Origin of the sequence: Escherichia sp. E2661 (assembly GCF_004745185.1) — a bacterium.
GTDB lineage: Bacteria > Pseudomonadota > Gammaproteobacteria > Enterobacterales > Enterobacteriaceae > Escherichia.
The window spans coordinates 29,975-54,641 of sequence record NZ_PDIG01000026.1 but is presented as its reverse complement, the minus strand read 5'-3'; the positions used below and the strand labels follow the sequence as shown (position 1 = coordinate 54,641).

Here is a 24,667-nt window from a genome sequence, read left to right as displayed (position 1 = left end):
TCTTTAGTATCAGATAATAAGTTGCCATTCAAAGTTTTAAGAAATAATTAATGGCGAATCATTTCAATCATTAATACATTCATATAGTGAATTTGTTGACTTAATGTATTCCAATGTTCAATATTTTGAGCATTCCATGAACGATTCTCCGTGCTGATTATTTTTGATAATCAGCACGGGTTTGCGAAAAAGTCTATTACTCTTTCAGCACAATTAACGGTTCAATATCACTCTCTTTTTTGATGACCAGAGATTCATCGCCGCGCAAACACGTCCCGCCGTAGTTGCCGCCCACGGTGAAGGTACATACCTGAATGTATTTACCGTCCACTTTTGGCAGGCACCACAGTTGCTGGTAGATGTTTTTCTGCTCGGCAAATTTACCGCTGGTTTGGTCGAGCACCTCTTCATGATGGCTGACCAGGTCGATATTGCTACCACAGCGACCGGCAATCGGTTTCACGGCGTAACCAGTTTTCACCAGTTCATCATTAACAGTGAAATCGGTATCCAGCAGATAACGATGATGCGGGAACAGCGACCAAAGAATTGGCAGAATCGCTTTGTTGCCAGGGATCACCGTCCAAAGCGGTTCAAAGACCAGCACTTCCGGGCGTAGCAGAACGTCGATCAGGCGCACTTCATTTTGCGGGTGACCAGTGCGAATCGGGACCGCAGCAAATTCACGGTCACTGACTTCACGAATCTGATCAAACGCCGTTTCCCACGCCCAGGTCTTCCACACGCAGTTAACCAGTCGTCCTTCCCCATCAATCAGTTGTCCGGCAGCATCCCAGCCCAGTTCATCTAGCCCGCGCAAGATACGCGTTTCAAAGCCCGCCTGTTGCAGCGCCTGCTCCATAAACTGCGCGTGATAGTTTTCCTCGATATCTTTGTCCTGCATGATATGGACAAACGGACGCGCGCGACTGTGTTTCCACGCGCCAGCCAGTTCGTTAATCAGCCCTTCCGCCGGATTGAAGCCATTGCCTTTATAGCCCTGCTCCGCCCAGCGTTCGAGGATCAAGCCCGCTTCAGTATGACAAGAGGCTGAATCGGCGTTGTATTCATAGACCTTCAGGCCACGTTCATCCATACAGAAATCCATACGACCGGTGATCATATGGTGGCGACGACGCTGCCAGGAGAGGCGCAAACGCGGCCAGAGGATTTTCGGAATGTCGAACAACGCCAGCAGGTTGTCATCTTTCAGCACTTTATCGGTGGCGTGAAGATACATCAGGTGCAGCTCGTTGGTGGCTTTAACCAGTTCCTGTTCGGCGCTCTCCGTAATGGTGTAGTAATGATACGGATCCTGATTAATCACCTGACCGTTGGCCTGCACATAGGCGTTTTGCAGCGGATCTTTTTCATCCAGCCATTTACCGTCAAACTGGCCTTTGTTTTCCAGGCGCGCTCCGCTGATTTTCAGCAGCTCGCCTGCAATTTCCGGCTGCGGTAAGCTGTATTCAGTATCTTCCGTCTGGATCATCCAGCCCAGAATAGTGGTGTCATCGAAGGTGTCTTTGAGGGTATAGCAGCCGTTTTCTACCACCATCTCCAGCTCGCGCGTCCACTGTTGCCCTTGCGGCAACGGGGAATGAATCACGTTCTGTTCGGCAATACGGACTTTGTTGCCATGTAATTGCGTAATAATGGCGACATGGCCGGTGTCTTTAAATTCACCGCCTTTATCCCAGATAAGAAGCGCGCCCGCGACCGGCGCACGCGGCGAACCGTTAGGAAATGCCTGCAATGGCAGAATGTTGTCATTAACCACTTCACGCAGGAAGCGCAGCGAGAAAATCTCCCACGCCATGCCCACGTCAGTGAAGACCACACCGTAGTTCAGAAAGAGAAAACGGCGAGCAAACTCAACGCATTGCCATTTGTGGCCCATATATTCGTCGTCGATATAGCTACGGAATACGGCGTCATCTTCGTATTCCTGCGGATCGAGAGAACTGTAATCTGAAGAGTAGATTGCTACACCACCGGGGGCGTAGCCCAATAACGTCCCGAACGGGGCATCCTGGCTGGTCGTTCCTTTGCTCATCACTTTACCTTTAACAATACAACCTAAGCAGTTGGCGTAATTGTTGTGCTCTGATTACCTGCTCAGCGACATTAACCGGACAGAGGTTAGACTTATCATACACCTCAACGCAGCGGCTGGCGCAAAGGGTTAAAAAATTCACATTCTGTACAGCAAGTGACCTGCTACACTGCTTCAACACTACCACTCAGAAGGCAACTCACTATGGCAGACAATACTTATCAGCCCGCGAAAGTCTGGACGTGGGATAAATCCGCTGGCGGCGCGTTCGCCAATATCAATCGCCCGGTTTCTGGTCCGACACATGAAAAAACGCTGCCCGTTGGCAAACACCCATTGCAACTCTATTCGCTGGGAACGCCGAACGGTCAGAAAGTAACGATTATGCTTGAGGAGCTGCTGGCGCTGGGCGTCACCGGCGCAGAGTACGACGCGTGGCTGATTCGCATTGGCGATGGCGATCAATTCTCCAGCGGTTTTGTCGAAGTGAACCCGAACTCGAAAATTCCCGCTCTGCGCGATCATACACATAACCCGCCGATCCGCGTGTATGAGTCAGGATCGATTCTGCTTTATCTGGCCGAGAAATTTGGCTACTTCCTGCCGCAGGATCTGGCGAAGCGAACTGAAACGATGAACTGGTTGTTCTGGTTACAGGGCGCTGCGCCGTTCCTCGGTGGTGGTTTTGGTCACTTTTATCATTACGCGCCAGTGAAAATTGAGTACGCCATTAACCGCTTTACCATGGAAGCCAAGCGCCTGCTCGACGTGCTGGATAAGCAACTGGCGCAGCACAAGTTTGTTGCGGGAGACGAGTACACCATTGCGGATATGGCGATCTGGCCGTGGTTTGGCAACGTGGTGTTAGGCGGCGTGTATGATGCCGCAGAGTTTCTTGATGCGGGCAGTTATAAGCACGTGCAACGCTGGGCGAAAGAAGTGGGCGAACGTCCGGCGGTGAAACGTGGGCGTATTGTTAACCGCACCAACGGGCGGCTGAACGAGCAGTTGCATGAGCGCCATGACGCCAGTGATTTTGAGACAAATACAGAAGATAAGCGCCAGGGGTAAGGGTTAGCGTGCGTCGCAGCAAGCCATCCAGGCCGTATAAGACGTTCACGCCGCATCCGGCAATCGAGCACAATGCCTGATGCGACGCTGCCGCGTCTTATCAGGCCTACGAAAGCTAATCATCACGCGCTGGTAATGTCGTAATCCATTTGGCGCAGTGCGTCTAATGTGGCTTTGGCTTCGTCTTCGTCGATGATGCTCATGGCAAATCCGACGTGTACCAGTACCCACTGGCCCAGCAGATCGGCAGGGTTACCTTCGCAAATCAGGGCGATATTCACGTCGCGCTTGATACCACATACTTCAACCTGCGCAAGCTGGTGAATATCTTCACCGACAGCCAGCACCTGGCCTGGAACGCCAATACACATTGTTAACTCCGGTTATTCAACTTCAATACTTTTGACGATCAGCGAATCGCCGGTATCGACACGCAACCGCTCGCCGTGACAGAGCGGACACTGCGCATCGTGCTGATGAATCTCCACCACCTGGCTGCAATCCCAGCACCAGGCCTGGGCGGGTTTATAGACGATATGTAAATCGCACCCTTGCGCCACCGTTCCCTGGCAGACAATTTCAAAACTAAAACGGACGGCGCTCTCCTCAACGCAGGAGAGCGCGCCAATTTCCAGCCACACGGCGGTGACGCGCTTAACATCGTGCTGCTCCGCCTGCCGTTGGATAATTTCAACGGCACTCTGGCAAAGCGACAACTCATGCATTTTCGCCACTCCTGCGACCAAACAGCAGGGCGCGACGCCCTGCATGTGGTACATCCGGATTAGTAACTGGCAGCGAAAGGATCATTCGCGCGCAGTCATCCGTCAGGCGTTGGCCCTCTTCAATCGACATGCTGTGCGAAAGCGGCGACATCAGCGAACAGGAGAGGTATTGCGACACACCGTCCAGTTCGCCAACGGTAAAGGTCATAGTGCCATACGGCAGTTGCAGACCGATTTTTTCACTCACCTTGCGCAGCGGCCAGAGTTGATCCGGGCCGGGGAAGATAACTGCACTCAGCATCCACGGGGTGATCACACACCCCGTCCACTGACCTTCGAACAGCGTAAAGTCGGAAACATACACCGGCATTGAAGGATGCAGAAAAGAGAGATCGTGCATCGAACGCCGGGCAATTTCTTCAAACGCTGCCTGTACTTGCGCCTTCGGGGAGGTCTGGAAACCTGCTATCTCTTCAGTCATGAGTCGCCTCCCGTGGGATAGCTTCCACACCTGATTCGCGCAGCGCAGCCAGAACCTGCTCAAGCGCAGGTTCAATCATTGCTTCAACCGTCGGCGTTAAGCCGATGTGCGGCTCCAGCGATTCCGGGATCACGCCGACCAGGGTCAGCTTTTTCGGAAACTCACCGGTGAAGCGCAGGGCCGACAAGACGTCGGCCAGGCCAAGCTGATGCGGAGAGATTTTGTTGGTAAACAACGCCGGAACTTCTTCATCCCGCAGGATCATCATCGTTCCCGGCGCGTTCTTTTTCGAGACAATGGCATCCGCAATAATCAGATGATCGCGATTTGCCATGTCGCCAAGCAGCTCCATTCCCGCCGTGCCGCCATCGAGGATCTCAACATAATCCGGCAGAATGTATCGTTGCTCTAACGCTTCAACAATCCGCACACCGATGGCTTCATCGGTCAGCAAAATATTGCCGACCCCTAAGACTAAAATACGCATTACAGAACCTTCACTGAAACCACTTCGTTGCCGTCGGCATCCACTACGTGTACCGCACAGGCCATGCACGGGTCGAAGGAGTGAATGGTACGCACCACTTCCAGCGGTTTATTCGGATCGGCAACCGGTGTACCCACCAGCGACTGCTCGTAAGGACCGACGTCATCATTGAAGTTACGCGGACCAGAGTTCCAGGTTGATGGAACAACTGCCTGGTAGTTGCTGATGATACCGTCTTTGATCACCATCCAGTGAGAGAGCATACCGCGCGGCGCTTCGAGGAAGCCAACGCCTTTGAACTCGCCCGTTGCCGGAATGTTCGGCTTCACAAAGGTGGTGTGATCGCCTTTGCCGATATTGGTGATCAGTGCACTGTATTGGTTTTGCAGGATATCCTGCAATTCACAGCAGTGAACGGTACGACCAATAATACGGCCCAGCGTGGAGTGCAGTTGCGCCACTTCCAGCGTGTTGCCAGTCAGTTTCTGATAAATCGCAACGATTTCATTCAGTTTGTTCTGGGTAGATTCGCGACCTGCCGCCAGTTTCACCAGCATATTAGCCAGCGGACCCACTTCTACCGTTTTGCCGTAGAAAGTCGGCGATTTCACCCAGGAGTATTTACCGTCGTCAGACCAACCGTCGTAAGCCGGAATGGTGGTGCCTTCCCACGGTGCCTGTGGCGCTTCGTCTTTATACCAGGAGTGCTTCGCGCTTTCCTGAATCCCTTTGATCAGGTATTCATCGGAATGGGAAGTGATCGGACGATACGAGGACAGATCCGCATTCTCAATGTAACCGCCCGGGAACAGGAAGCTACCGTTTTTGCTGTCGGTCGGGAATTCCGGCACGCTCAGGTAGTTCACAGCACCTTTACCGCGCGTCAGCCATTCCGGATAGAACGCGGCGATAACGGCGGTATCAACCTTGTAAACCTGCTCAACAAAGTCGCTCAGCTTGTCAATGAAGGACTTGATGTACATCAGGCGCTCAAGGTTCAGCACACCCAGACCGTCGAGGTTGATCGGGTTCGCGACACCACCTACCGCCAGGTTCTGAATGTGCGGCGTTTTACCGCCCAGCAGCGCCACGACGCGGTTAGCGTCACGCTGGCACTCCAGCGCCTGCAGGTAGTGCGCTACCGCAATCAGGTTCACTTCCGGCGGCAGTTTCATCGCCGGGTGACCCCAGTAGCCATTGGCGAAAATACCCAACTGACCGCTGGCAACCAGATCTTTGATCTTGTTCTGAACTTTGGTGAACTCTTCCGGGCTGTTCAGATGCCAGGTCGAAACGCCTTTCAGCATTTCGGAGGCTTTGGTTGGATCAGCTTGCAGTGCAGAAGTGATGTCCACCCAGTCCAGCGCCGAAAGCTGATAGAAATGAACGATATGGTCATGCGTGGTGTGCGCAGCCAGAATGATGTTACGGATGTATTGCGCGTTAACCGGAACGTCGATATTCAGCGCACTTTCTGCCGCACGGACGGAAGACAGCGCGTGAGTAGTAGTACATACGCCACAGATACGTTGCACAATCATCCATGCATCGCGCGGATCGCGGTTTTTCACGATCTCTTCCATGCCGCGCCACATGGTACCGGAAGCCCATGCTTTCGAAACGACGCCATTTTCGATTTCGCAATCGATGCGTAAATGCCCTTCAATTCGGGTTACCGGATCAATAGTAATTCTCTGGCTCATGCTTTGCTCGCCTCATGACGATTATGATCGTTTTGTTTTAAAGGAGGAAGTATCGGCAGTAGACGAATGAGTACGATGTAAGCGCAAATCTCAATAGCCACAAAACCAATAGAAATCAACAGTTCTTCCCAGGTCGGGAAGTAGGCGTAACCGCCGCCCGGGTTGAATGCCACCAGCGAATAGGTCAGACGCCAGGTTGCACAACCTAACAGCGCGCTCAGTGCCGACAGGAACAGCATGCGGGAATCATTACGCAGCTTCGCCACACGCAGAACCACCAGCGGGAAGAGCATCAGCAGGACTTCAATCCAGAACATCACGGAGTAGAAGTCACCGGCAAACGCTAACGACAGCTTGTCGCGATAGATAAGCTCGCCAAAGCGCAGCACGATGAAAATCGCCAGCAACACACTGATGGTGTTGGTCAGCTTGACGAACAGACTCTTTTCATCCGGACCGTTGCCACGCAGACCCGCCTGCACCAGCGAACCTTCAAAGATGACAATCGAGAAGCCCATGATGAACGCCGTCAGCAGCGAGAACAGCGGCAACATTTCATAGCTCTGCCACAGCGGATGCACCTTGTAGCCCGCCGAGATCATCAGCGACCCCATTGAAGACTGGTGCATAGTTGGCAGCAGCGCACCGAGCGCGATGATGAAGAACATCACCTTGTTCAGACGCTTGAGCGACACTTTCCAGCCCAGACGTTCAAACAGTGCCGGAGCAAACTCCAGTGCCATCACGCCGATGTAGATGGTCATACAGACCGCCGTCTCGAACAGTACCGAGTTCACGTTGAAGTGACCCGGAATGTAGAAGTACGGCAGGTTCCAGTAGCGACCAACGTCGATGGTGATCGACAAACCACCCAGTGAGTAACCAAACAGACTCGCCAACAGCGCCGGACGCACCAGCGGATGGTATTGCCCACGGTTAAAGACGTATACCGCCCACGCCAGCGCCCAGCCGCCACAGGCAAAGCCGGTGCCGATCAACAGGTCAAACGCGATCCACACGCCCCACGGGAAGCCGCCGTTCAGGTCAGAGACAGAGCCCAGACCGAACACCAGACGCTTCACAATCAGGAGCATACAGATGACGATTAACGGTCCAAAAATCATGACCGGTTTACTGATGATTTTGCCGCCCAGCGGTTGTGGATCATGACTCATGATCGTCTCCTCCGTCGTGATGGTCGTTTTTGGTGTTGCGACGAACCAGCACGGTTAAGCCCGCCAGCACGGCCAGTGGTAGCATCATGCCTTTATACAGGGTGTGTTGAATATTTTCGGAACGCGCACCGGTAGAAAGATCGTCCAGTTTCGGCAGGTCGAGATTTTCATAAGGCACACCCGTCAGTACCAGAACCTGAGTACCGCCGCCTTCTTTCTCGCCGTACAGATGCGGATAATATTTCGGCACCGTGTGCAGGTAAGTGTCGCCAGATTTCAGCGTCTGACGCGGATAGTGGTATTCGCTGCCAGGCTTCAGCGCCAGACGTTTTTTTCGCCTCCGCCATCAGCTCTTCACGCGTACCAAAAATCACCGCGCCCGCCGGGCATACTTCTACACAGCCAGGCAGACCGCCTTTATCGAGACGTTCCACACCTTTCTGGTTGCACAGCTCGCACTTATGCAGCGCACCAAACGGGTTGTTGTAGTCGTACTTCGGCACGTTGTACGGACAGGCAACCATGCAGTAACGGCAGCCGGTGCACACGTCTTTGTCGTAATGGACAATGCCGGTTTTCGGATCTTTTTTCAGTGCAGAGACCGGACACACGGAGACACAGTTCGGATCGACGCAATGCATACACTGTTTCTTAATGTACGCGTAGCCGTTCTCTTCCTGGTCTTTGTTGACGCCCGTGCCGCTGGTCCACACCTGAATGATGTTATTGGTATACGGCGACAGTTTGTCGTTGTTCGACCAGGTCTGTTCCCCTTGCGGGTTACGTTCAGGGAAGTTGATATCCTGACACTTGGTGACGCAAGCCTGACAGCCTACGCACAAGGTCGAGTCGTACAACATACCCAGCGATCCCGGAATTGGCGGGCGGTTTTCAGCAGCCGCATGACTGACAGACGGCAGTGCGCCCGTCAGCAATGCCCCGCAGGAGGCTGCTTTAATAAAATTACGTCTGTTCACGGTTATTCTCCCCGTGAGTCAGCGTTATCTTTCTTTTGCTGACGACCCAGTTCACGCACCGCCATCACGCTGACACCGGCAACCAGCCCAACCACACCGCCGAGCAAACCAATAGCGCCCGCAGAGACGTTGCCGCCTTCTTTAGCGTTGACATCCGGTTTTTGTGAACGCGGCGTCTGGTTTTCGACGTTGGCAAGCTGATGGATGCCTTTATGGAAGCCGACACCTTCTTCGTTACAGCCATAGCATGGGTGACCAATTGCCACCGGCCACACGCCGCCAACGTCGCAGAATTGCAGCGTTGAGCAGTTGCCGTAAGTTTCTGGCCCTTTACAGCCGAGGTGGTACAGGCACCAGCCTTCGCGGTGGCCTTCATCGCCGAACTCTTTGGCAAAACGACCAGCATCGAAGTGCGGACGACGTTCGCAATGTTCGTGAATCAGACGACCATAAGCGAAGGTCGGGCGGTTTTTGTTATCCAGCTTCGGCGGTTTACCGTAAGTGATGATGTGCGCAACGGTCGCGAGGAAGTTGTGCGGGTTCGGCGGGCAGCCTGGAATGTTAATAACGGTTTTGCCTGGCAGAACTTCTTGCAGGCTGACCGCGCCAGTCGGGTTAACCCCGGCAGCGGCGACGCCGCCCCACGCGGAGCAGGAACCGATAGCGATAATGGCTGCTGCGCCTTCTGCCGCTTTGCGGATGTGGTCCACAATCGGCTCACCGGCAACCATGCAATAAATACCGTTATCTTTTAATGGGATGGAACCATCCACAACCAACACATACTGCCCTTTGTATTTCTCGAGCGCGTTGTGTTTGTTCTCTTCAACCTGATGGCCGAAGGCGGCAGAAAGCACTTCGTGATACTCCAGAGAGATAGTCTCCAGCACGAGGTTTTCTACCGTTGGATGCGTCGCACGAAGCAGAGATTCCGTACAACCGGTGCATTCCTGCGCGCCAATCCAGATAACCGGCGGGCGCTGCGGGTTAGTGACCGATTCGGCCATCTCTGCGGCGGCTTTGCTACTTAACCCCATGGTGGCGGCTAATGCTGCACAAAGCTTCATGAAATCACGACGATTAATGCCGTGAGAATGGATGAGGGTGTTATCTCCAGTCATTTATAGTTATTCCGTTGCGAAGACCTGGCATATATTTTGCCTCAACCGCAAAATCAATAATGCGATCGATGCGCCATTTACCACACATTTATTATGGTTATCATTACAATGATACTGCGGCGGGGCGCTAAAACGAAGGGAATAAGCATTAGTGTAATTAATTAAAGCAAGATAATACGTATGTTTGATCAATTTTCGAGGCGATAACCCGCCATAAAAAAGCGCAACGTAGAACAGGAATTATTCTCACGAAAGAAATCCATTACCATCTCTTTATCCAGCCCATAACGGCGCGTCAGAATACCCGCTTCCCAGGCGCTGAGCTGGCGATCGCCGGTCTTTTCATACATCCGGTGCGAGTAGCCTAATACAAAACCACGTTTATAATCGGCGCAAAATTTAGTCACATTAACTGCACTGTCGGCATGCGTTGCTTTTAATCCCGCCATTAAGCCTTTACCGAAATGGTTATTCATCGTTTACCTCAGACGCTATATATCAGTATATATAGCGATATTTTAGGCAAACTCCGACTTTTACGCACGCTATTTTTTCCTGCACATGTAGGACGTTATCCTTTAAGGGATAAACACATCAGGAAAGATATTTATCGAACCATGTCAGCGTCCTTTGCCAGGCAAGATCGGCGGCTGATTTGTCATAACGTGGCGTGGAATCATTATGGAATCCATGGTTAACCCCCGGATAAATATACGCTTCATAGACTTTGTTATTGGCCTTCAACGCCGCCTCGTAAGCGGGCCAGCCCTCATTGATTCGGGTGTCCAGTTCAGCATAGTGGAGCAGTAAAGGCGCTTCGATCTTCGCCACATCGGCAGTAGGTGCCTGGCGACCATAAAAAGGCACCGCACAGGCCAGTTCCGGATACGCCACGGCAGCAGCGTTCGAGACGCCGCCGCCATAGCAAAATCCGGTTATGCCAACTTTGCCCGAGGCTTGGGGATAGCGTTGCATAAACTCAATTGCGGCAAAGAAATCATTCATCAGTTTGGTTGGATCAACCTGCTGTTGCAGTTCGCGGCCTTTATCATCATTTCCCGGGTAACCACCAACGGAACTTAAACCGTCGGGTGCCAGAGCAATGTATCCCGCTTTAGCCACCCGCCGTGCTACATCTTCGATATACGGATTCAGCCCACGATTTTCATGCACGACCACCACAGCGGGTGTTTTGTCGCTCATCTTCGCAGGCTTCACCAGATAACCACGTACCTCGCCGTGACCATTTGGCGAATGATACGTGATGTACTCAGCGACAATCTCCGGGTCGGTAAACTCCACCTGGGTCGCCCACGCGTAATTTGGCTTGAGCAAATCAAACAACGCTAACGCCGTCATCCCGCCCACCGCGTACTTCGCTGCCAGGTTGAGGAACTCACGTTTCGATATTTTCCCGTGAGCGTAATAGTCGTAGTAATCCAGCAACTCTTGCGGAAAATCTTTGGCGGTCAAACGCGGCATCGTTTTACTCCTCAACTGTTGTTTTTTTAAGCAAAGCATAAGCGTGTGTTTTTGCCCAGTTTTTCGTCACTCTGTGAGCGATGCTACGGGATACGTCCTGGTAAATCGCTAGACTAGAAACATTGTTTCGAAATTGAATGGTGGAAAGGAGATGTCATGGTCTGGTTAGCGAATCCCGAACGTTACGGGCAGATGCAGTACCGGTATTGCGGAAAAAGCGGTTTACGCCTGCCCGCGTTATCGCTCGGTTTATGGCACAATTTCGGTCACGTTAACGCGCTGGAATCACAGCGTGCGATCCTGCGTAAAGCGTTTGATTTAGGCATTACGCACTTTGATTTAGCCAACAATTACGGGCCACCTCCAGGAAGCGCAGAAGAGAACTTTGGTCGCCTGCTGCGGGAGGATTTTGCCGCTTATCGCGATGAACTGATTATCTCTACCAAAGCCGGATACGATATGTGGCCCGGCCCGTACGGCTCTGGCGGCTCACGTAAATACCTGCTCGCCAGCCTCGACCAAAGCCTGAAGCGTATGGGGCTTGAGTATGTCGATATCTTTTACTCTCATCGCGTCGATGAAAATACGCCAATGGAAGAAACCGCCTCTGCGCTTGCCCATGCGGTGCAAAGTGGTAAGGCGCTGTATGTTGGGATCTCTTCATACTCGCCAGAGCGGACGCAAAAAATGGTCGAGTTGCTGCGCGAGTGGAAAATTCCGCTGTTAATTCATCAGCCTTCATACAATTTACTGAACCGCTGGGTGGATAAAAGCGGCCTGCTGGATACCCTGCAAAATAACGGCGTGGGCTGCATTGCCTTCACTCCACTGGCCCAGGGATTGCTGACCGGAAAATATCTCAACGGCATTCCTGAAGATTCACGGATGCATCGCGAAGGTCATAAAGTGCGCGGCCTGACACCGAAAATGCTCACCGACGCTAACCTCAACAGCCTGCGGTTATTGAATGAAATGGCGCAGCAGCGCGGTCAGTCGATGGCGCAAATGGCGTTAAGCTGGTTGCTGAAAGATGAGCGAGTGACGTCGGTATTGATTGGTGCCAGTCGTCCAGAGCAACTGGAGGAGAACGTGCAGGCATTGAATAATCTGGCGTTTAGTGCCGAAGAACTGGCGCAGATTGACCAGCATATTGCCGATGGCGAGCTAAACCTGTGGCAAGCATCTTCCGATAAATAACAAGTTCATACCGGGCGCGAGAACCGCGCCCGAATCAGATCAGTGATTATGACGAGTTAGTCGGTCAAGATAGCCCATCACAAATGCAGAAAGCACAAACGTCAGATGGATAATGACGTACCACATCAGTTTGTTATCCGGGACATTTTTCGCATCCATAAAGACGCGCAGTAAGTGAATGGAAGAGATTGCCACAATCGACGCTGCCACTTTGTTTTTTAGCGACGTTGCGTCCATTTTCCCCAGCCAGTTCAGTTTCTCTTTGTTCTCGGAGATATCCAGCTGCGAGACGAAATTCTCATAACCGGAAAACATCACCATCACCAGCAAACCGCCAACCAGCGTCATATCCACCAGCGACAGCAACACGAGGATCAAATCTGATTCTGCCATTGAGAAGATATTCGGCAGGACGTGAATAATCTCCTGAAAGAACTTCAGCGCCAGGGCAACCAGCGCCAGCGAAAGGCCAAAGTACACGGGGGCAAGCAGCCAGCGAGAAGCATACATTGCATTTTCAAGAAAACGTTCCATACATTCCTGTCGTGTAGTTAAAACGGGCAACAGTATATCGCAATTGAGTTAACAGCACGCAACAGCAAATCAACATATACGTTAAACCGTTGTCGCATAATTCTGAGATTTAGGGATCTTCCTGGTTCCCTGATTACCGTGGCGCGTGCGTCTACCCTTAAAGGACGTTGAACCTGAAGGGAGAAAAGCGATGTCTCATTTAAAAGACCCGACCACACAGTATTACACTGGTGAATATCCCAAACAGAAACAACCAGCGCCCGGCATTCAGGCGAAGATGACGCCCGTGCCAGATTGCGGCGAGAAAACCTATGTTGGTAGCGGTCGCCTGAAAGATCGTAAAGCACTGGTGACAGGGGGCGATTCCGGAATCGGTCGCGCTGCCGCCATCGCTTACGCGCGTGAAGGCGCTGACGTGGCGATCAGTTATCTTCCCGTGGAAGAAGAAGATGCTCAGGATGTGAAAAAGATCATTGAAGAATGCGGACGCAAAGCCATTCTGCTGCCGGGCGATTTAAGCGATGAGAAATTTGCCCGTTCACTGGTTCACGACGCGCATAAGGCGTTAGGCGGGCTGGATATTATGGCGCTGGTCGCCGGGAAACAGGTTGCCATTCCTGATATTGCAGACCTCACCAGCGAACAGTTTCAAAAGACCTTTGCCATTAACGTTTTCGCGCTGTTCTGGCTAACCCAGGAAGCAATTCCCCTGCTACCGAAAGGCGCCAGTATCATCACCACTTCCTCAATCCAGGCCTACCAGCCAAGCCCGCATTTGCTGGACTATGCGGCTACGAAGGCGGCGATTCTGAACTACAGCCGTGGCCTGGCAAAACAGGTCGCGGAGAAAGGTATTCGGGTGAATATTGTCGCGCCAGGCCCTATCTGGACAGCACTGCAAATTTCCGGCGGACAGACGCAGGATAAGATCCCGCAGTTTGGTCAGCAAACGCCGATGAAACGTGCGGGGCAACCGGCGGAGCTGGCCCCTGTATATGTTTATCTGGCAAGTCAGGAGTCGAGCTATGTCACCGCAGAAGTGCACGGCGTGTGTGGCGGCGAACATTTAGGCTAAAAAATACCCGGTTGTGTGATAGCAACCGGGCATCATTGTGCTTTTAACCTTGCCGGATGCGGCGTAAACGCCTTATCTGGCCTACAAACTTATGAAAACTCAATATGTTGCGATAGATTTTGTAGGCCTGATAAGCGTAGCGCATCAGGCAATTCTCTTTACTTCGCTTTGGCTGTTTCTTCGCCGACCAGACCAATCTTCAGGTAACCTGCCTGATGCAGCTTATCCATTACCTTCATCAACATCTCGTAGTCGACGGTCTTATCTGCACGGAAGAAGATGGTGGTGTCTTTCTTACCTTCGGTTAACGCATTCAGCGCCGTAACCATCGTTTCATCGGTGACCGGATCGTTACCGATAAACATTGAGTTGTCCGCCTTCACCGACAGATAAACCGGTTTTTCCGGGCGCGGCTGCGGCGTGCTGGTAGAAGCAGGCAAGTTCACCTTCACATCTACCGTCGCTAACGGTGCCGCCACCATAAAGATAATCAGCAGAACCAACATCACGTCGATAAACGGCGTCACGTTGATATCATGCATTTCGCCGTTATCATCGAGGTTTTCGTTAAGATGCATTGCCATCGGACATTATCCTGCGCGTAATTTTTGTGCAACACGAACCGGATGCGCAGCGGCGCTGGCTTCCAGATCCAGGTCACGGCTTTGCAGCAACAATACCTGCGCTGCGACATCGCCAAGCATCGCTTTAAAGCCGCCAATCTGGCGTGCAAATACGTTATAGATAACGACCGCCGGAATCGCTGCCACCAGACCGATTGCCGTTGCCAGCAACGCTTCTGCAATACCCGGTGCAACCACTGCCAGGTTGGTAGTTTGCGTTTGCGCGATACCAATAAAGCTGTTCATGATGCCCCAGACCGTACCAAACAGACCAACGAACGGCGAAATTGCGCCGATGGTAGCAAGATAACCGTTACCGCGGCCCATTTGACGACCTACTGCGGCGACCCGACGCTCAAGGCGGAAACTGGTACGCTCTTTAATACCTTCGTTATCGTCGCTGCCTTCTGACAGTTCCAGCTCGTTCTGCGCTTCATTGAGCAAATGCAGGCTTAAGCTTTTGCTACCAAAATCAGCGGCGATATCGCTGGCCTGGTTTAAAGAGCGTGCTTCAGCCAGCAGTTGCTGCTCGCGCTTCAGGCGACGCTTCTGGTTGAAGAACTCTACGCTCTTACTGAAAAAGATTGCCCAGGTGACTACGGAGGCCAAAATAAGCCCAATCATCACGCACTTAACGACAATATCGGCGTGCTGATACATACCCCAGACGGAAAGGTCCGTCTGCATTAAATTATTACCCACTGTGTATCTCCAGGACGCAAGTCACAAAATCTGCGCACAATAATATCAAAACGACGTCGAATTGATAGTCGTTCTCATTACTATTTGCATACTGCCGTACCTTTGCTTTCTTTTCTTTGCGTTTACGCAGTAAAAAAGTCACCAGTACACCTTTTGCGAAATTTTTCTGCTTTATGCCAATTCTTCAGGATGCGCATAACCTCATTCGTGCTAGTTTAGACATCCAGACGTATAAAAACAGGAATCCCAACATGGCAGACAAACAACTTGATACTCAACTGGTCAATGCAGGACGCAGCAAAAAATACACTCTCGGCGCGGTAAATAGCGTGATTCAGCGCGCCTCTTCGCTGGTCTTTGACAGTGTGGAAGCCAAAAAACATGCGACGCGCAATCGCGCCAATGGCGAGTTGTTCTATGGACGGCGCGGAACGTTAACCCATTTCTCCTTACAAGAAGCGATGTGCGAACTGGAAGGTGGCGCAGGTTGCGCGCTGTTTCCTTGCGGGGCGGCAGCGGTTGCCAATTCCATTCTTGCTTTTGTTGAACAGGGCGATCATGTGTTGATGACCAATACCGCCTACGAGCCGAGCCAGGATTTCTGTAGCAAAATCCTCAGCAAGTTGGGCGTAACGACATCATGGTTTGATCCGCTGATTGGTGCCGATATCGTTAAACATCTGCAGCCAAACACTAAAATCGTGTTTCTGGAATCGCCAGGCTCCATCACCATGGAAGTCCACGACGTTCCGGCGATTGTTGCCGCCGTACGCAGTGTGGTGCCGGACGCCATCATTATGATCGATAACACCTGGGCTGCCGGAGTGCTGTTCAAAGCTCTTGATTTTGGTATTGATGTTTCTATTCAGGCCGCCACCAAATATCTGGTAGGGCATTCAGATGCGATGATTGGCACTGCCGTGTGCAATGCCCGTTGCTGGGAGCAACTGCGGGAAAATGCCTATCTGATGGGGCAGATGGTCGACGCAGATACCGCCTATATGACCAGTCGTGGCCTGCGTACACTGGGCGTGCGTCTGCGCCAACATCATGAAAGCAGCCTGAAAGTGGCAGAATGGCTTGCCGCACATCCGCAGGTTGAGCGAGTTAACCACCCTGCTCTGCCAGGCAGTAAAGGCCATGAATTCTGGAAACGAGACTTTACAGGTAGCAGCGGACTATTTTCCTTTGTCCTGAAGAAAAAACTTAATGACGAAGAACTGGCGAACTATCTGGATAACTTCAGTTTATTCAGCATGGCCTTCTCATGGGGTGGGTATGAATCCTTGATCCTCGCGAACCAGCCAGAACATCTCGCCGCCATCCGCCCGCAAGGTAAGATCGATTTTAGCGGCACCTTGATTCGCCTGCATATTGGTCTGGAAAACGTCGACGATCTGATTGCCGATCTGGACGCCGGCTTCGCGCGAATTGTGTAACATTGCCAAATTTGGACAATTTTGCAGACATTTAATTGTGAATAGTCTTAAATTGTTGCGTCCGGGATCAAGGCGTCCCGGACGATTCAGGAGTACAATAGTCAAATTAAGGCTTAAACGCTGTTCCACAGGAAAGTCCATGGCTGTTATTCAAGATATTATCGCTGCGCTCTGGCAACATGACTTTGCCGCGCTGGCGGACCCTCACATTGTTAGCGTTGTTTACTTTGTCATGTTTGCCACGCTGTTTTTAGAAAACGGCCTGCTGCCCGCCTCATTTTTGCCTGGCGACAGCTTGTTGATTCTGGCTGGCGCATTGATTGCCCAAGGGGTTATGGATTTTCTGCCAACAATCACGATACTGACTGCCGCAGCCAGCCTGGGTTGTTGGTTGAGTTATATTCAGGGACGCTGGCTGGGTAATACCAAAACGGTGAAAGGCTGGCTGGCACAGCTTCCGGCCAAATATCACCAGCGCGCCACCTGTATGTTTGACCGCCACGGTCTGCTGGCGCTGCTTGCTGGACGTTTTCTCGCCTTTGTCCGCACGCTGCTGCCAACCATGGCGGGGATTTCCGGACTGCCAAACCGCCGCTTCCAGTTTTTCAACTGGTTAAGCGGGTTGCTATGGGTCAGCGTGGTAACCAGTTTTGGCTATGCCTTAAGCATGATCCCGTTTGTAAAACGCCATGAAGATCAGGTGATGACGTTCCTGATGATCCTGCCGATTGCCTTGCTAACCGCTGGCTTGTTAGGCACGCTGTTCGTGGTGATTAAAAAAAAGTACTCTAGTGCCTGACGATTTCCTCCGTTCCCGGTGGCCATGCCGGGAACGCATTTAACTCCCCTGCATCGCCCGCATTCTGGCTGCATCTTCTCCCGGCGTCACACCGAAATAACGTTTAAACTCACGGCTAAATTGCGACGCGCTTTCATAGCCGACGCGCATCGCCGCCGCGCTGGCCTTCATGCCGTCGTGGATTATCATCATTCGCGCCTTATGCAGACGGAAATTCTTCAGATACTGCAACGGCGAGGTACTGGTGACAGACTTAAAATTATGGTGGAACGCTGAAACGCTCATATTGGCTTCTGCTGCCAGTTGCTCAACGCTCAGGTTTTCGGTGTATTTATTCTCAATTCGTTTCAGCACGCGGCTAATCAGGCTGAAATGCGTCTGGCGACTTACCAGTGCCAGTAACGCGCCGCCGCAAGGCCCCGTCAGCACATAGTAAAGAATTTCGCGGATAATCTGTTTACCGAGAATGCGCGCATCCAGCGGTCGTTCCATCACATCCAGTAACCGCTCCGCCGCGCATAAAATCTCTTCAGACAATGTAGCGGAATTAATACCGCTGGCAGCCATCGACGGCTGGAAATGTTCATCTTCGCCAATGTCCATCAACAGCTCTTGTAACTGCAAAATATCAACATTGAGACGCACCCCCGCCAGTGGCACCTCTGGCGTGGCATAGGTTTCGCACTCAAACGGCAACGGCACCGTCAGCAACAGGTATTCATTGGCGTCATAGCGAAACACGCGTTCATTGATATAACCGATTTTATGCCCAGAAAAGAGAATTATGATGCCAGGTTCATACATCACTGGCGTACGCGCACCGGGGGTCTCGCCATACAATAAGCGCACATCAGGCAACATATCTGACAAACTATTTTCTTTATCTTTCAGTCTATTAATTTTATCCGTCAGTAGGCGGCATATCTCTTCACGTTTCATATCGCGTAATTTCTTAGGAATAATGCGGCAATTTGATTGTGCGCAATTTTGTACCATTTCTCCAGCACTCTGGAGAAATAGGCAAGACATTGGCAGAAATGAGCATTGAGAGCCACGACGCAGGCGACCACAATGAAAAACATCAGGCAGACCGATCTCTGCCCTCATATTGACCCAGCAAAGGGAGCAAGTAATGAACAACTTTAATCTGCACACCCCAACCCGCATTCTGTTTGGTAAAGGCGCTATCGCTGGTTTACGCGAGCAAATTCCTCATGGCGCCCGCGTATTGATTACCTACGGCGGTGGTAGTGTGAAAAAAACCGGCGTCCTCGATCAAGTTCTGGATGCACTGAAAGGTATGGACGTGCTGGAGTTTGGCGGTATCGAGCCAAACCCGGCTTATGAAACGCTGATGAACGCCGTAAAACTGGTTCGCGAACAGAAAGTGACTTTCCTGCTGGCGGTTGGCGGCGGGTCCGTGCTGGATGGCACCAAATTTATCGCCGCAGCGGCAAATTATCCTGAAAACGTCGATCCGTGGCATATCCTGCAAACTGGCGGCAAAGAGATTAAAAGCGCTATCCCGATGGGCTGTGTGCTGACACTGCCAGCGACCGGTTCTGAATCTAACGCGGGAGCGGTTATCTCCCGTAAAACCACTGGCGACAAGCAGGCGTTCCATTCTGCCCATGTTCAGCCGGTATTTGCCGTACTCGATCCGGTTTATACCTATACCCTGCCGCCGCGCCAGGTGGCTAACGGCGTAGTGGACGCCTTTGTGCACACCGTAGAACAGTATGTGACCAAACCGGTTGATGCCAAAATTCAGGATCGCTTCGCAGAAGGTATTTTGCTGACGCTGATCGAAGATGGTCCGAAGGCCCTGAAAGAACCAGAAAACTACGATGTGCGCGCCAACGTCATGGTGGGCGGCGACCCAAGCGCTGAACGGTTTGATCGGCGCTGGCGTACCGCAGGACTGGGCAACGCATATGCTGGGCCACGAACTGACTGCGATGCACGGTCTGGATCACGCACAAACTCTGGCTATCGTCCTGCCTGCACTGTGGAATGAAAAACGCGACACCAAGCGCGCGAAACTGCTGCAATACGCTGAACGTGTCTGGAACATCACCGAAGGTTCCGACGACGAGCGCATTGACGCTGCGATTGCTGCTACCCGTAACTTCTTCGAGCAATTAGGCGTGCCGACACATCTTTCCGACTACGGTCTGGACGGCAGCTCTATCCCGGCATTGCTGAAAAAACTGGAAGAACACGGCATGACCCAACTGGGCGAAAATCAATGACATTACGCTGGAAGTCAGCCGCCGCATCTACGAAGCCGCCCGTTAAGCTTTTTACGCCTCAAACTTTCGTTTTCGGGCATTTCGTCCAGACTTAAGTTCACAACATCTCACCGGTGCCTGCTCCGGTGAGTTCATATAAGGAGGAACGTATGGCTAATCCAACCGTTATTAAGCTACAGGACGGCAATGTCATGCCCCAGCTGGGACTGGGCGTCTGGCAAGCAAGTAATGAGGAAGTTATCACCGCTATTCAAAAAGCGTTAGAAGTGGGTTATCGTTCGATTGATACCGCCGCAGCCTACAAGAACGAAGAAGGTGTCGGCAAAGCCCTGAAAAATTCCGCACTTAACAGAGAAGATCTGTTCATCACCACGAAACTGTGGAACGACAACCACAAGCGCCCTCGCGAAGCCCTACTCGACAGTCTGAAAAAACTCCAGCTTGATTATATCGACCTCTACTTAATGCACTGGCCCGTTCCCGCAATCGACCATTATGTCGAAGCATGGAAAGGAATGATTGAGCTGCAAAAAGAGGGATTAATCAAAAGTATCGGCGTCTGCAATTTCCAGATCCACCATCTTCAGCGCCTGATTGATGAAACTGGCGTGGCGCCTGTCATTAACCAGATAGAACTTCACCCGCTGATGCAGCAACGTCAGTTGCATGCCTGGAACGCCACACACAAAATCCAGACCGAATCCTGGAGCCCATTAGCCCAGGGCGGGAAAGGCGTATTCGATCAGAAAATCATTCGCGATCTGGCAGATAAGTATGGCAAAACCCCGGCGCAGATTGTTATCCGCTGGCATCTGGATAACGGTCTGGTCGTAATCCCGAAATCGGTCACCCCTTCACGAATTGCCGAAAACTTCGATGTCTGGGATTTCCGTCTCGACAAAGACGAACTTGGTGACATTGCAAAACTCGACCAGGGTAAACGCCTCGGCCCCGATCCCGACCAGTTCAGCGGCTAACGCACAAATTCTCCCGGTAGCGGTAATGTTCCGCTACCGGACTTTTCAGAAATCATTTATTCCCCTCGCCTCCCGCCCGTTGTTACTCTCCCCTGTTCAGGAACACCAAATATAAGGACATCATCATGCGGAGCTGGAAGCTCTTAAAGGAACAACTCATCTACACCAGGGATAAACGCGACGGAGAGGTGAAAAACAGATGAAAATAATGATTCTGTTTTTGGCAGCCTTTTTAAGTTTTACCCTCCAGGCGCAATCCCCCTCGCTAACCGCTGAACAAACAGTCAGGCAGATTTATCAACACTATACCGGTGGGGCTAGCGTTCCTTATTTCGCTGATAACAGTGAGCAAGCAATAACATCAACGCGAATGCAAAAGGCGCTAACCTTGAATGACAATCTCACACTGCCGGGTAATATTGGCTGGCTGGATTACGATCCGGTTTGCGATTGTCAGGATTACGGCGATCTGGTGTTAGAAAGTGTCGCTGTTACTCAAACGGATGCCGATCACGTGGATGCCCTTGTGCGCTTTCGTCCCTATAAAGACGATAAAGAAAAGACCACGCAAACACTGAAGATGGTGGCAGAAAATGGTCGTTGGGTGATTGATGATATTGTCAGCAATCATGGCAGCGTCTGGCAGTCGGTTAATGGTGAGAATGAAAAAATATTGGCGGTACTGGCATCGCTGCAAAAAGAGCAGCCTGAAGCCTTTGTCGCCGAGTTGTTTGACCATATCACTCATTATAGCTGGCCCTGGACGTGGGTTGTTTCCAACACCTATCGCCAGGCTGTTAATGCCTTCTATAAAACCACCTTCAAGACTGACAGTAACTCCGATGAAAATATGCAATTAGAGCGGCAATTTATCTACGACAACCCAATCTGTTTTGGCGAAGAGTCGTTATTTTCACGCGTTGATGAAATTCGTGTGCTGGAGAAAACTGCCGACTCCGCTCGTATTTATGTTCGTTTTGCATTGACCAATGGCAACAGCGAAGAGCAAGAATTTGTTTTACAGCGGCGTGAGGGTAAGTGGGAGATTGCCGATTTTATCCGCCCGAACAGCGGCAGCCTCCTTAAACAGATTGAGGCGAAAACCGCCGCCAGATTAAAGCAATGAGCTGAATTAAATAACAATTAGCCGGAACAATAAATAAAAGGGAACACTATATGAAAACGATTTTCACCGTGGGAGCTGTTGTTCTGGCAACCTGCTTGCTCAGTGGCTGCGTCAATGAGCAAAAGGTCAATCAACTGGCGAGCAATGTGCAAACATTAAATGCCAAAATCACCCGACTTGAGCAGGATATGAAAGCATTACGCCCGCAAATCTATGCGGCAAAATCTGAAGCTAACAGAGCTAATACGCGTCTTGATGCACAAGACTATTTTGATTGCCTGCGCTGCTTGCGTATGTACGCAGAATGATAAAAAAATCCCCGGCAGCGTGTCAGTTGCCGGGGATTGTTTTTAACGTCCGACCGCCGCTTTAGGGCGTTTCTTCGCGCCAGCATTCACCGGACGAGATTGCGTAGACGACGCTTTTTTTGCCGTAGCAGGCGTCTGACGCTGGGTCGCCATCGGCGTATGTTTGGTCAACGCCGGACGGGTATTGCGGTTCTGACGGCGAGCTTCGCGCATCTCTTCAATGGTTGGCGCAGGCACTAAGCAATCGCGACGGCTGCCAATCAGATGCTTTTTACCCATTGCTTCCAGCGCCTGGCGGATTAACGGCCAGTTTGCCGGATCGTGGTAACGCAACAACGCTTTATGCAAACGACGCTGTTTGTCGCCCTTCGGTACGAAGACGTCTTCACTCTTATAACCAATCTTCGCCAGCGGGTTTTTGCCGGTGTAATACATGGTGGTCGAGTTAGCCAGCGGCGATGGGTAGAAGTTCTGTACCTGGTCGAGACGGAAACGATGCTTTTTCAGCCACAGCGCCAGGTTCACCATATCTTCATCACGCGTACCGGGGTGTGCAGAGATGAAATATGGGATCAGATACTGCTCTTTACCTGCCTGTTTGGAATAGGTGTCGAACAGCTCTTTAAAGCGGTCATAGCTGCCCATGCCCGGCTTCATCATCTTCGACAACGGCCCTTCTTCGGTATGTTCCGGGGCAATCTTCAGATAACCGCCGACGTGATGGGTCGCCAGCTCTTTGATATAGCGTGGGTCTTCCACGGCAATGTCGTAACGCACGCCGGAGGCGATCAGGATCTTTTTAATCCCTTTCAGATCGCGAGCACGGCGATAGAGATTGATGGTCGGTTCGTGGTTAGTGTCCATATGCGGACAAATATCCGGATAAACGCACGACAAACGACGGCAGGTTTGCTCAGCGCGTGGCGATTTGCAGCGCAACATATACATGTTGGCAGTTGGCCCACCGAGATCGGAAATCACGCCAGTAAAGCCAGGAACGGTATCGCGGATCGCTTCGATCTCATTGATGATCGAATCTTCGGAACGGCTCTGAATAATGCGCCCTTCATGCTCGGTAATAGAGCAGAAAGAGCAGCCGCCAAAGCAGCCGCGCATAATATTGACCGAGAAACGAATCATTTCGTAAGCCGGAATACGGGCATTACCGTAAGCCGGATGCGGCACGCGCTTGTACGGCAGCGCAAAGACGCTGTCCATCTCTTCGGTAGAAAGCGGAATAGCAGGCGGGTTGATCCACACATAGCGGTCGCCATGTTTTTGCATCAGTGCGCGAGCGCAGCCTGGGTTAGTTTCGTGGTGCAGAATACGCGAAGCATGAGCGTACAGCACTTTGTCGCCCTTCACTTTCTCGAAAGAAGGCAGCAACACGTAGGTTTTTTCCCACGGTTTCGGGCGCGGCGGCTGCACGGTAACGGCTTTGGCTTCTTGTTTTTTCGGCGCCACCGGTTTGTTATCCGCGCACGGCAGGTCTTCACCATACGGATGCGGGATCGGGTCGATTTTCCCCGGGGTATCGAGACGGGTGGAATCCACGCCGCTCCAGCCAGGCAGTGCTTCTTTCACGATAATCGCGGTATTACGCACATCGCGGATTTCACTAATCGGCTCGCCCATCGCCAGACGATGCGCCACTTCCACCAGCGGACGTTCACCGTTACCGAACATCAGCATGTCGGCTTTCGAATCCACCAGCACGGAACGGCGCACGGTATCGGACCAGTAATCATAATGCGCGGTACGGCGCAGACTAGCCTCAATACCGCCTAGGATCACCGGCACATCTTTCCACGCCTCTTTACAACGCTGGGTATAAACCAGTGTGGCGCGATCCGGGCGCTTACCCGCGACGTTATCCGGTGTGTAGGCATCGTCATGACGCAAACGGCGATCGGCAGTGTAACGGTTGATCATCGAGTCCATATTGCCTGCGGTAACGCCGAAAAACAGATTCGGTTTACCCAGACGCATAAAATCGTCTTTGCTGCTCCAGTCCGGCTGGGCGATGATCCCAACGCGAAAGCCCTGCGCTTCCAGCATACGACCGCAAATCGCCATCCCGAAGCTTGGGTGATCGACATACGCGTCGCCAGTAACCAAAATGATGTCGCAGCTATCCCAGCCAAGTTGATCCATCTCTTCACGAGACATCGGCAAAAACGGTGCCGGTCCAAAACAGGCGGCCCAGTACTGCGGCCAGGAGAACAGGTCGCGATCCGGTTGGATCAGGGAGATAGAGCTCATTTTGCTTCCAGAAATGGTAAAAAAATAATCAAAGGCCGGGGATTATACGCTGTATCGCGCGCGGAAATGAAGTGATGTTGATAAACGGTGACAAA

Annotated in this window: 23 protein-coding genes and 2 pseudogenes; 9 read left to right on the top strand and 16 right to left on the bottom strand. The window is 51.9% G+C overall.

The genetic code is table 11. The features are described from left to right. Nucleotides 1-196: 196 nt before the first annotated feature. Nucleotides 197-2,056 carry a bifunctional glutathionylspermidine amidase/synthase gene (gene gss / locus CRI63_RS13475; RefSeq protein ID WP_135519777.1) on the bottom strand — a complete coding sequence of 620 codons (1,860 nt, stop codon included), beginning with the start codon at nucleotides 2,054-2,056 and terminating at the stop codon, nucleotides 197-199. A 204-nt stretch (nucleotides 2,057-2,260) separates the two neighbouring features. Between gss and yghU the strand changes: the two genes are divergently transcribed. Then, entirely contained in the window at nucleotides 2,261-3,127 is an 867-nt protein-coding gene (yghU, locus tag CRI63_RS13470; protein WP_135519775.1) for a glutathione-dependent disulfide-bond oxidoreductase, read from the top strand. 122 nt (nucleotides 3,128-3,249) lie between these two features. On the opposite strand, the gene hybG is transcribed toward yghU, so the two are convergent. The 10 genes and pseudogenes from hybG to yghX all read right to left on the bottom strand — a co-directional run bounded on the left by hybG (nucleotide 3,250) and on the right by yghX (nucleotide 11,278). Next, entirely contained in the window at nucleotides 3,250-3,498 is a 249-nt protein-coding gene (gene hybG, locus CRI63_RS13465) for a hydrogenase maturation factor HybG (RefSeq protein ID WP_000334896.1), read from the bottom strand. A gap of 12 nt (nucleotides 3,499-3,510) precedes the next feature. Then, a complete protein-coding gene (gene hypA / locus CRI63_RS13460; protein WP_000544957.1) occupies nucleotides 3,511-3,852 on the bottom strand; it encodes a hydrogenase maturation nickel metallochaperone HypA in 342 nt (113 codons plus the stop codon). Next, nucleotides 3,845-4,333, bottom strand: a complete 489-nt coding sequence (gene hybE, locus CRI63_RS13455) for a hydrogenase-2 assembly chaperone (protein ID WP_000134014.1) — start codon at nucleotides 4,331-4,333, stop codon at nucleotides 3,845-3,847. Before hybE ends, hypA begins: the two co-directional genes overlap by 8 nt. Next, complete coding sequence (locus tag CRI63_RS13450; RefSeq protein ID WP_001221940.1) at nucleotides 4,326-4,820, bottom strand: HyaD/HybD family hydrogenase maturation endopeptidase; 495 nt, start codon at nucleotides 4,818-4,820, stop codon at nucleotides 4,326-4,328. Before CRI63_RS13450 ends, hybE begins: the two co-directional genes overlap by 8 nt. Beyond that, nucleotides 4,820-6,523, bottom strand: coding sequence for a hydrogenase 2 large subunit (gene hybC, locus CRI63_RS13445; RefSeq protein ID WP_000083065.1), 1,704 nt, complete (start codon nucleotides 6,521-6,523; stop codon nucleotides 4,820-4,822). Before hybC ends, CRI63_RS13450 begins: the two co-directional genes overlap by 1 nt. After that, nucleotides 6,520-7,698 carry a Ni/Fe-hydrogenase cytochrome b subunit gene (gene hybB / locus CRI63_RS13440; RefSeq protein ID WP_000017694.1) on the bottom strand — a complete coding sequence of 393 codons (1,179 nt, stop codon included), beginning with the start codon at nucleotides 7,696-7,698 and terminating at the stop codon, nucleotides 6,520-6,522. The genes hybC and hybB overlap by 4 nt, the downstream gene beginning before the upstream one ends. Next, nucleotides 7,688-8,675 (bottom strand): annotated as a pseudogene (gene hybA / locus CRI63_RS13435) (hydrogenase 2 operon protein HybA). Before hybA ends, hybB begins: the two are co-directional and overlap by 11 nt. A 2-nt stretch (nucleotides 8,676-8,677) precedes the next feature. Next, nucleotides 8,678-9,796, bottom strand: a complete 1,119-nt coding sequence (hybO, locus tag CRI63_RS13430) for a hydrogenase 2 small subunit (RefSeq protein ID WP_130208025.1) — start codon at nucleotides 9,794-9,796, stop codon at nucleotides 8,678-8,680. A 188-nt stretch (nucleotides 9,797-9,984) separates the two neighbouring features. Beyond that, nucleotides 9,985-10,272, bottom strand: coding sequence for a DUF2623 family protein YghW (yghW, locus tag CRI63_RS13425; protein WP_001059136.1), 288 nt, complete (start codon nucleotides 10,270-10,272; stop codon nucleotides 9,985-9,987). Nucleotides 10,273-10,390: 118 nt separating this feature from the next. Continuing rightward, nucleotides 10,391-11,278, bottom strand: a complete 888-nt coding sequence (gene yghX, locus CRI63_RS13420; RefSeq protein WP_135519773.1) for a YghX family hydrolase — start codon at nucleotides 11,276-11,278, stop codon at nucleotides 10,391-10,393. A 156-nt stretch (nucleotides 11,279-11,434) separates the two neighbouring features. Here yghX and gpr point away from each other — a divergent pair, with 156 nt between their 5' ends. Further along, a complete protein-coding gene (gene gpr, locus CRI63_RS13415) occupies nucleotides 11,435-12,475 on the top strand; it encodes an L-glyceraldehyde 3-phosphate reductase (protein ID WP_135410457.1) in 1,041 nt (346 codons plus the stop codon). A gap of 39 nt (nucleotides 12,476-12,514) precedes the next feature. On the opposite strand, the gene CRI63_RS13410 is transcribed toward gpr, so the two are convergent. Next, nucleotides 12,515-13,009: a TIGR00645 family protein gene (locus CRI63_RS13410; protein WP_000439331.1), complete on the bottom strand. Its 495-nt coding sequence runs from the start codon at nucleotides 13,007-13,009 to the stop codon at nucleotides 12,515-12,517. 190 nt (nucleotides 13,010-13,199) lie between these two features. On the opposite strand from CRI63_RS13410, the gene yghA reads away from it, so the two are divergent. Further along, nucleotides 13,200-14,084 carry an NADP(+)-dependent aldehyde reductase gene (yghA, locus tag CRI63_RS13405; RefSeq protein ID WP_135519771.1) on the top strand — a complete coding sequence of 295 codons (885 nt, stop codon included), beginning with the start codon at nucleotides 13,200-13,202 and terminating at the stop codon, nucleotides 14,082-14,084. A gap of 158 nt (nucleotides 14,085-14,242) precedes the next feature. Here the strand turns inward: yghA and exbD are convergent, their stop codons facing one another. Together exbD and exbB are read right to left on the bottom strand one after the other, a co-directional pair. Next, nucleotides 14,243-14,668, bottom strand: a complete 426-nt coding sequence (exbD, locus tag CRI63_RS13400) for a TonB system transport protein ExbD (protein WP_130208035.1) — start codon at nucleotides 14,666-14,668, stop codon at nucleotides 14,243-14,245. Between the two features lie 6 nt (nucleotides 14,669-14,674). Next, nucleotides 14,675-15,409 (bottom strand): tol-pal system-associated acyl-CoA thioesterase, encoded by a 735-nt coding sequence (gene exbB, locus CRI63_RS13395; protein WP_130208037.1) that lies wholly within the window; start codon nucleotides 15,407-15,409, stop codon nucleotides 14,675-14,677. Nucleotides 15,410-15,660: 251 nt separating this feature from the next. Here exbB and metC point away from each other — a divergent pair, with 251 nt between their 5' ends. Continuing rightward, nucleotides 15,661-16,848, top strand: a complete 1,188-nt coding sequence (gene metC / locus CRI63_RS13390; protein ID WP_130223967.1) for a cystathionine beta-lyase — start codon at nucleotides 15,661-15,663, stop codon at nucleotides 16,846-16,848. 139 nt (nucleotides 16,849-16,987) lie between these two features. Continuing rightward, complete coding sequence (gene yghB, locus CRI63_RS13385) at nucleotides 16,988-17,647, top strand: DedA family general envelope maintenance protein YghB (protein ID WP_064529651.1); 660 nt, start codon at nucleotides 16,988-16,990, stop codon at nucleotides 17,645-17,647. A 39-nt stretch (nucleotides 17,648-17,686) separates the two neighbouring features. On the opposite strand, the gene yqhC is transcribed toward yghB, so the two are convergent. Then, nucleotides 17,687-18,586: a DNA-binding transcriptional regulator YqhC gene (gene yqhC, locus CRI63_RS13380; protein ID WP_205713415.1), complete on the bottom strand. Its 900-nt coding sequence runs from the start codon at nucleotides 18,584-18,586 to the stop codon at nucleotides 17,687-17,689. Nucleotides 18,587-18,779: 193 nt separating this feature from the next. Between yqhC and yqhD the strand changes: the two are divergent. The 4 genes and pseudogenes from yqhD to yqhH all read left to right on the top strand — a co-directional run bounded on the left by yqhD (nucleotide 18,780) and on the right by yqhH (nucleotide 22,310). Further along, a pseudogene (yqhD, locus tag CRI63_RS13375) lies at nucleotides 18,780-19,945 on the top strand (alcohol dehydrogenase). 103 nt (nucleotides 19,946-20,048) lie between these two features. Next, nucleotides 20,049-20,876, top strand: coding sequence for a 2,5-didehydrogluconate reductase DkgA (dkgA, locus tag CRI63_RS13370; protein ID WP_130218154.1), 828 nt, complete (start codon nucleotides 20,049-20,051; stop codon nucleotides 20,874-20,876). 199 nt (nucleotides 20,877-21,075) lie between these two features. After that, on the top strand, nucleotides 21,076-22,002 hold the full coding sequence (locus CRI63_RS13365; protein WP_135519767.1) for a YbjP/YqhG family protein: 927 nt from the start codon (nucleotides 21,076-21,078) through the stop codon (nucleotides 22,000-22,002). 50 nt (nucleotides 22,003-22,052) lie between these two features. Next, complete coding sequence (yqhH, locus tag CRI63_RS13360; RefSeq protein WP_060634551.1) at nucleotides 22,053-22,310, top strand: lipoprotein YqhH; 258 nt, start codon at nucleotides 22,053-22,055, stop codon at nucleotides 22,308-22,310. Nucleotides 22,311-22,352: 42 nt separating this feature from the next. Here yqhH and CRI63_RS13355 read toward each other — a convergent pair whose 3' ends face one another. After that, the gene (locus CRI63_RS13355; RefSeq protein WP_000095187.1) at nucleotides 22,353-24,572 is read right to left on the bottom strand and encodes a YgiQ family radical SAM protein; all 2,220 of its coding nucleotides are present in this window, start codon (nucleotides 24,570-24,572) and stop codon (nucleotides 22,353-22,355) included. Nucleotides 24,573-24,667: the final 95 nt, after the last annotated feature.

Bases quoted from the DNA above. Each gene is read 5' to 3' on its own strand.
- gss (WP_135519777.1), bottom strand. From the start codon at position 2,056: ATGAGCAAAGGAACGACCAGCCAGGATGCCCCGTTCGGGACGTTATTG.
- exbD (WP_130208035.1), bottom strand. From the start codon at position 14,668: ATGGCAATGCATCTTAACGAAAACCTCGATGATAACGGCGAAATGCAT.
- yqhH (WP_060634551.1), top strand. From the start codon at position 22,053: ATGAAAACGATTTTCACCGTGGGAGCTGTTGTTCTGGCAACCTGCTTG.
- yghU (WP_135519775.1), top strand. From the start codon at position 2,261: ATGGCAGACAATACTTATCAGCCCGCGAAAGTCTGGACGTGGGATAAA.
- CRI63_RS13365 (WP_135519767.1), top strand. From the start codon at position 21,076: ATGAAAATAATGATTCTGTTTTTGGCAGCCTTTTTAAGTTTTACCCTC.
- CRI63_RS13450 (WP_001221940.1), bottom strand. From the start codon at position 4,820: ATGCGTATTTTAGTCTTAGGGGTCGGCAATATTTTGCTGACCGATGAA.
- gpr (WP_135410457.1), top strand. From the start codon at position 11,435: ATGGTCTGGTTAGCGAATCCCGAACGTTACGGGCAGATGCAGTACCGG.
- CRI63_RS13410 (WP_000439331.1), bottom strand. From the start codon at position 13,009: ATGGAACGTTTTCTTGAAAATGCAATGTATGCTTCTCGCTGGCTGCTT.
- yghW (WP_001059136.1), bottom strand. From the start codon at position 10,272: ATGAATAACCATTTCGGTAAAGGCTTAATGGCGGGATTAAAAGCAACG.
- metC (WP_130223967.1), top strand. From the start codon at position 15,661: ATGGCAGACAAACAACTTGATACTCAACTGGTCAATGCAGGACGCAGC.
- hybB (WP_000017694.1), bottom strand. From the start codon at position 7,698: ATGAGTCATGATCCACAACCGCTGGGCGGCAAAATCATCAGTAAACCG.
- yqhC (WP_205713415.1), bottom strand. From the start codon at position 18,586: ATGAAACGTGAAGAGATATGCCGCCTACTGACGGATAAAATTAATAGA.
- yghA (WP_135519771.1), top strand. From the start codon at position 13,200: ATGTCTCATTTAAAAGACCCGACCACACAGTATTACACTGGTGAATAT.
- hybC (WP_000083065.1), bottom strand. From the start codon at position 6,523: ATGAGCCAGAGAATTACTATTGATCCGGTAACCCGAATTGAAGGGCAT.
- CRI63_RS13355 (WP_000095187.1), bottom strand. From the start codon at position 24,572: ATGAGCTCTATCTCCCTGATCCAACCGGATCGCGACCTGTTCTCCTGG.
- hybG (WP_000334896.1), bottom strand. From the start codon at position 3,498: ATGTGTATTGGCGTTCCAGGCCAGGTGCTGGCTGTCGGTGAAGATATT.
- hybE (WP_000134014.1), bottom strand. From the start codon at position 4,333: ATGACTGAAGAGATAGCAGGTTTCCAGACCTCCCCGAAGGCGCAAGTA.
- yghX (WP_135519773.1), bottom strand. From the start codon at position 11,278: ATGCCGCGTTTGACCGCCAAAGATTTTCCGCAAGAGTTGCTGGATTAC.
- hypA (WP_000544957.1), bottom strand. From the start codon at position 3,852: ATGCATGAGTTGTCGCTTTGCCAGAGTGCCGTTGAAATTATCCAACGG.
- dkgA (WP_130218154.1), top strand. From the start codon at position 20,049: ATGGCTAATCCAACCGTTATTAAGCTACAGGACGGCAATGTCATGCCC.
- yghB (WP_064529651.1), top strand. From the start codon at position 16,988: ATGGCTGTTATTCAAGATATTATCGCTGCGCTCTGGCAACATGACTTT.
- hybO (WP_130208025.1), bottom strand. From the start codon at position 9,796: ATGACTGGAGATAACACCCTCATCCATTCTCACGGCATTAATCGTCGT.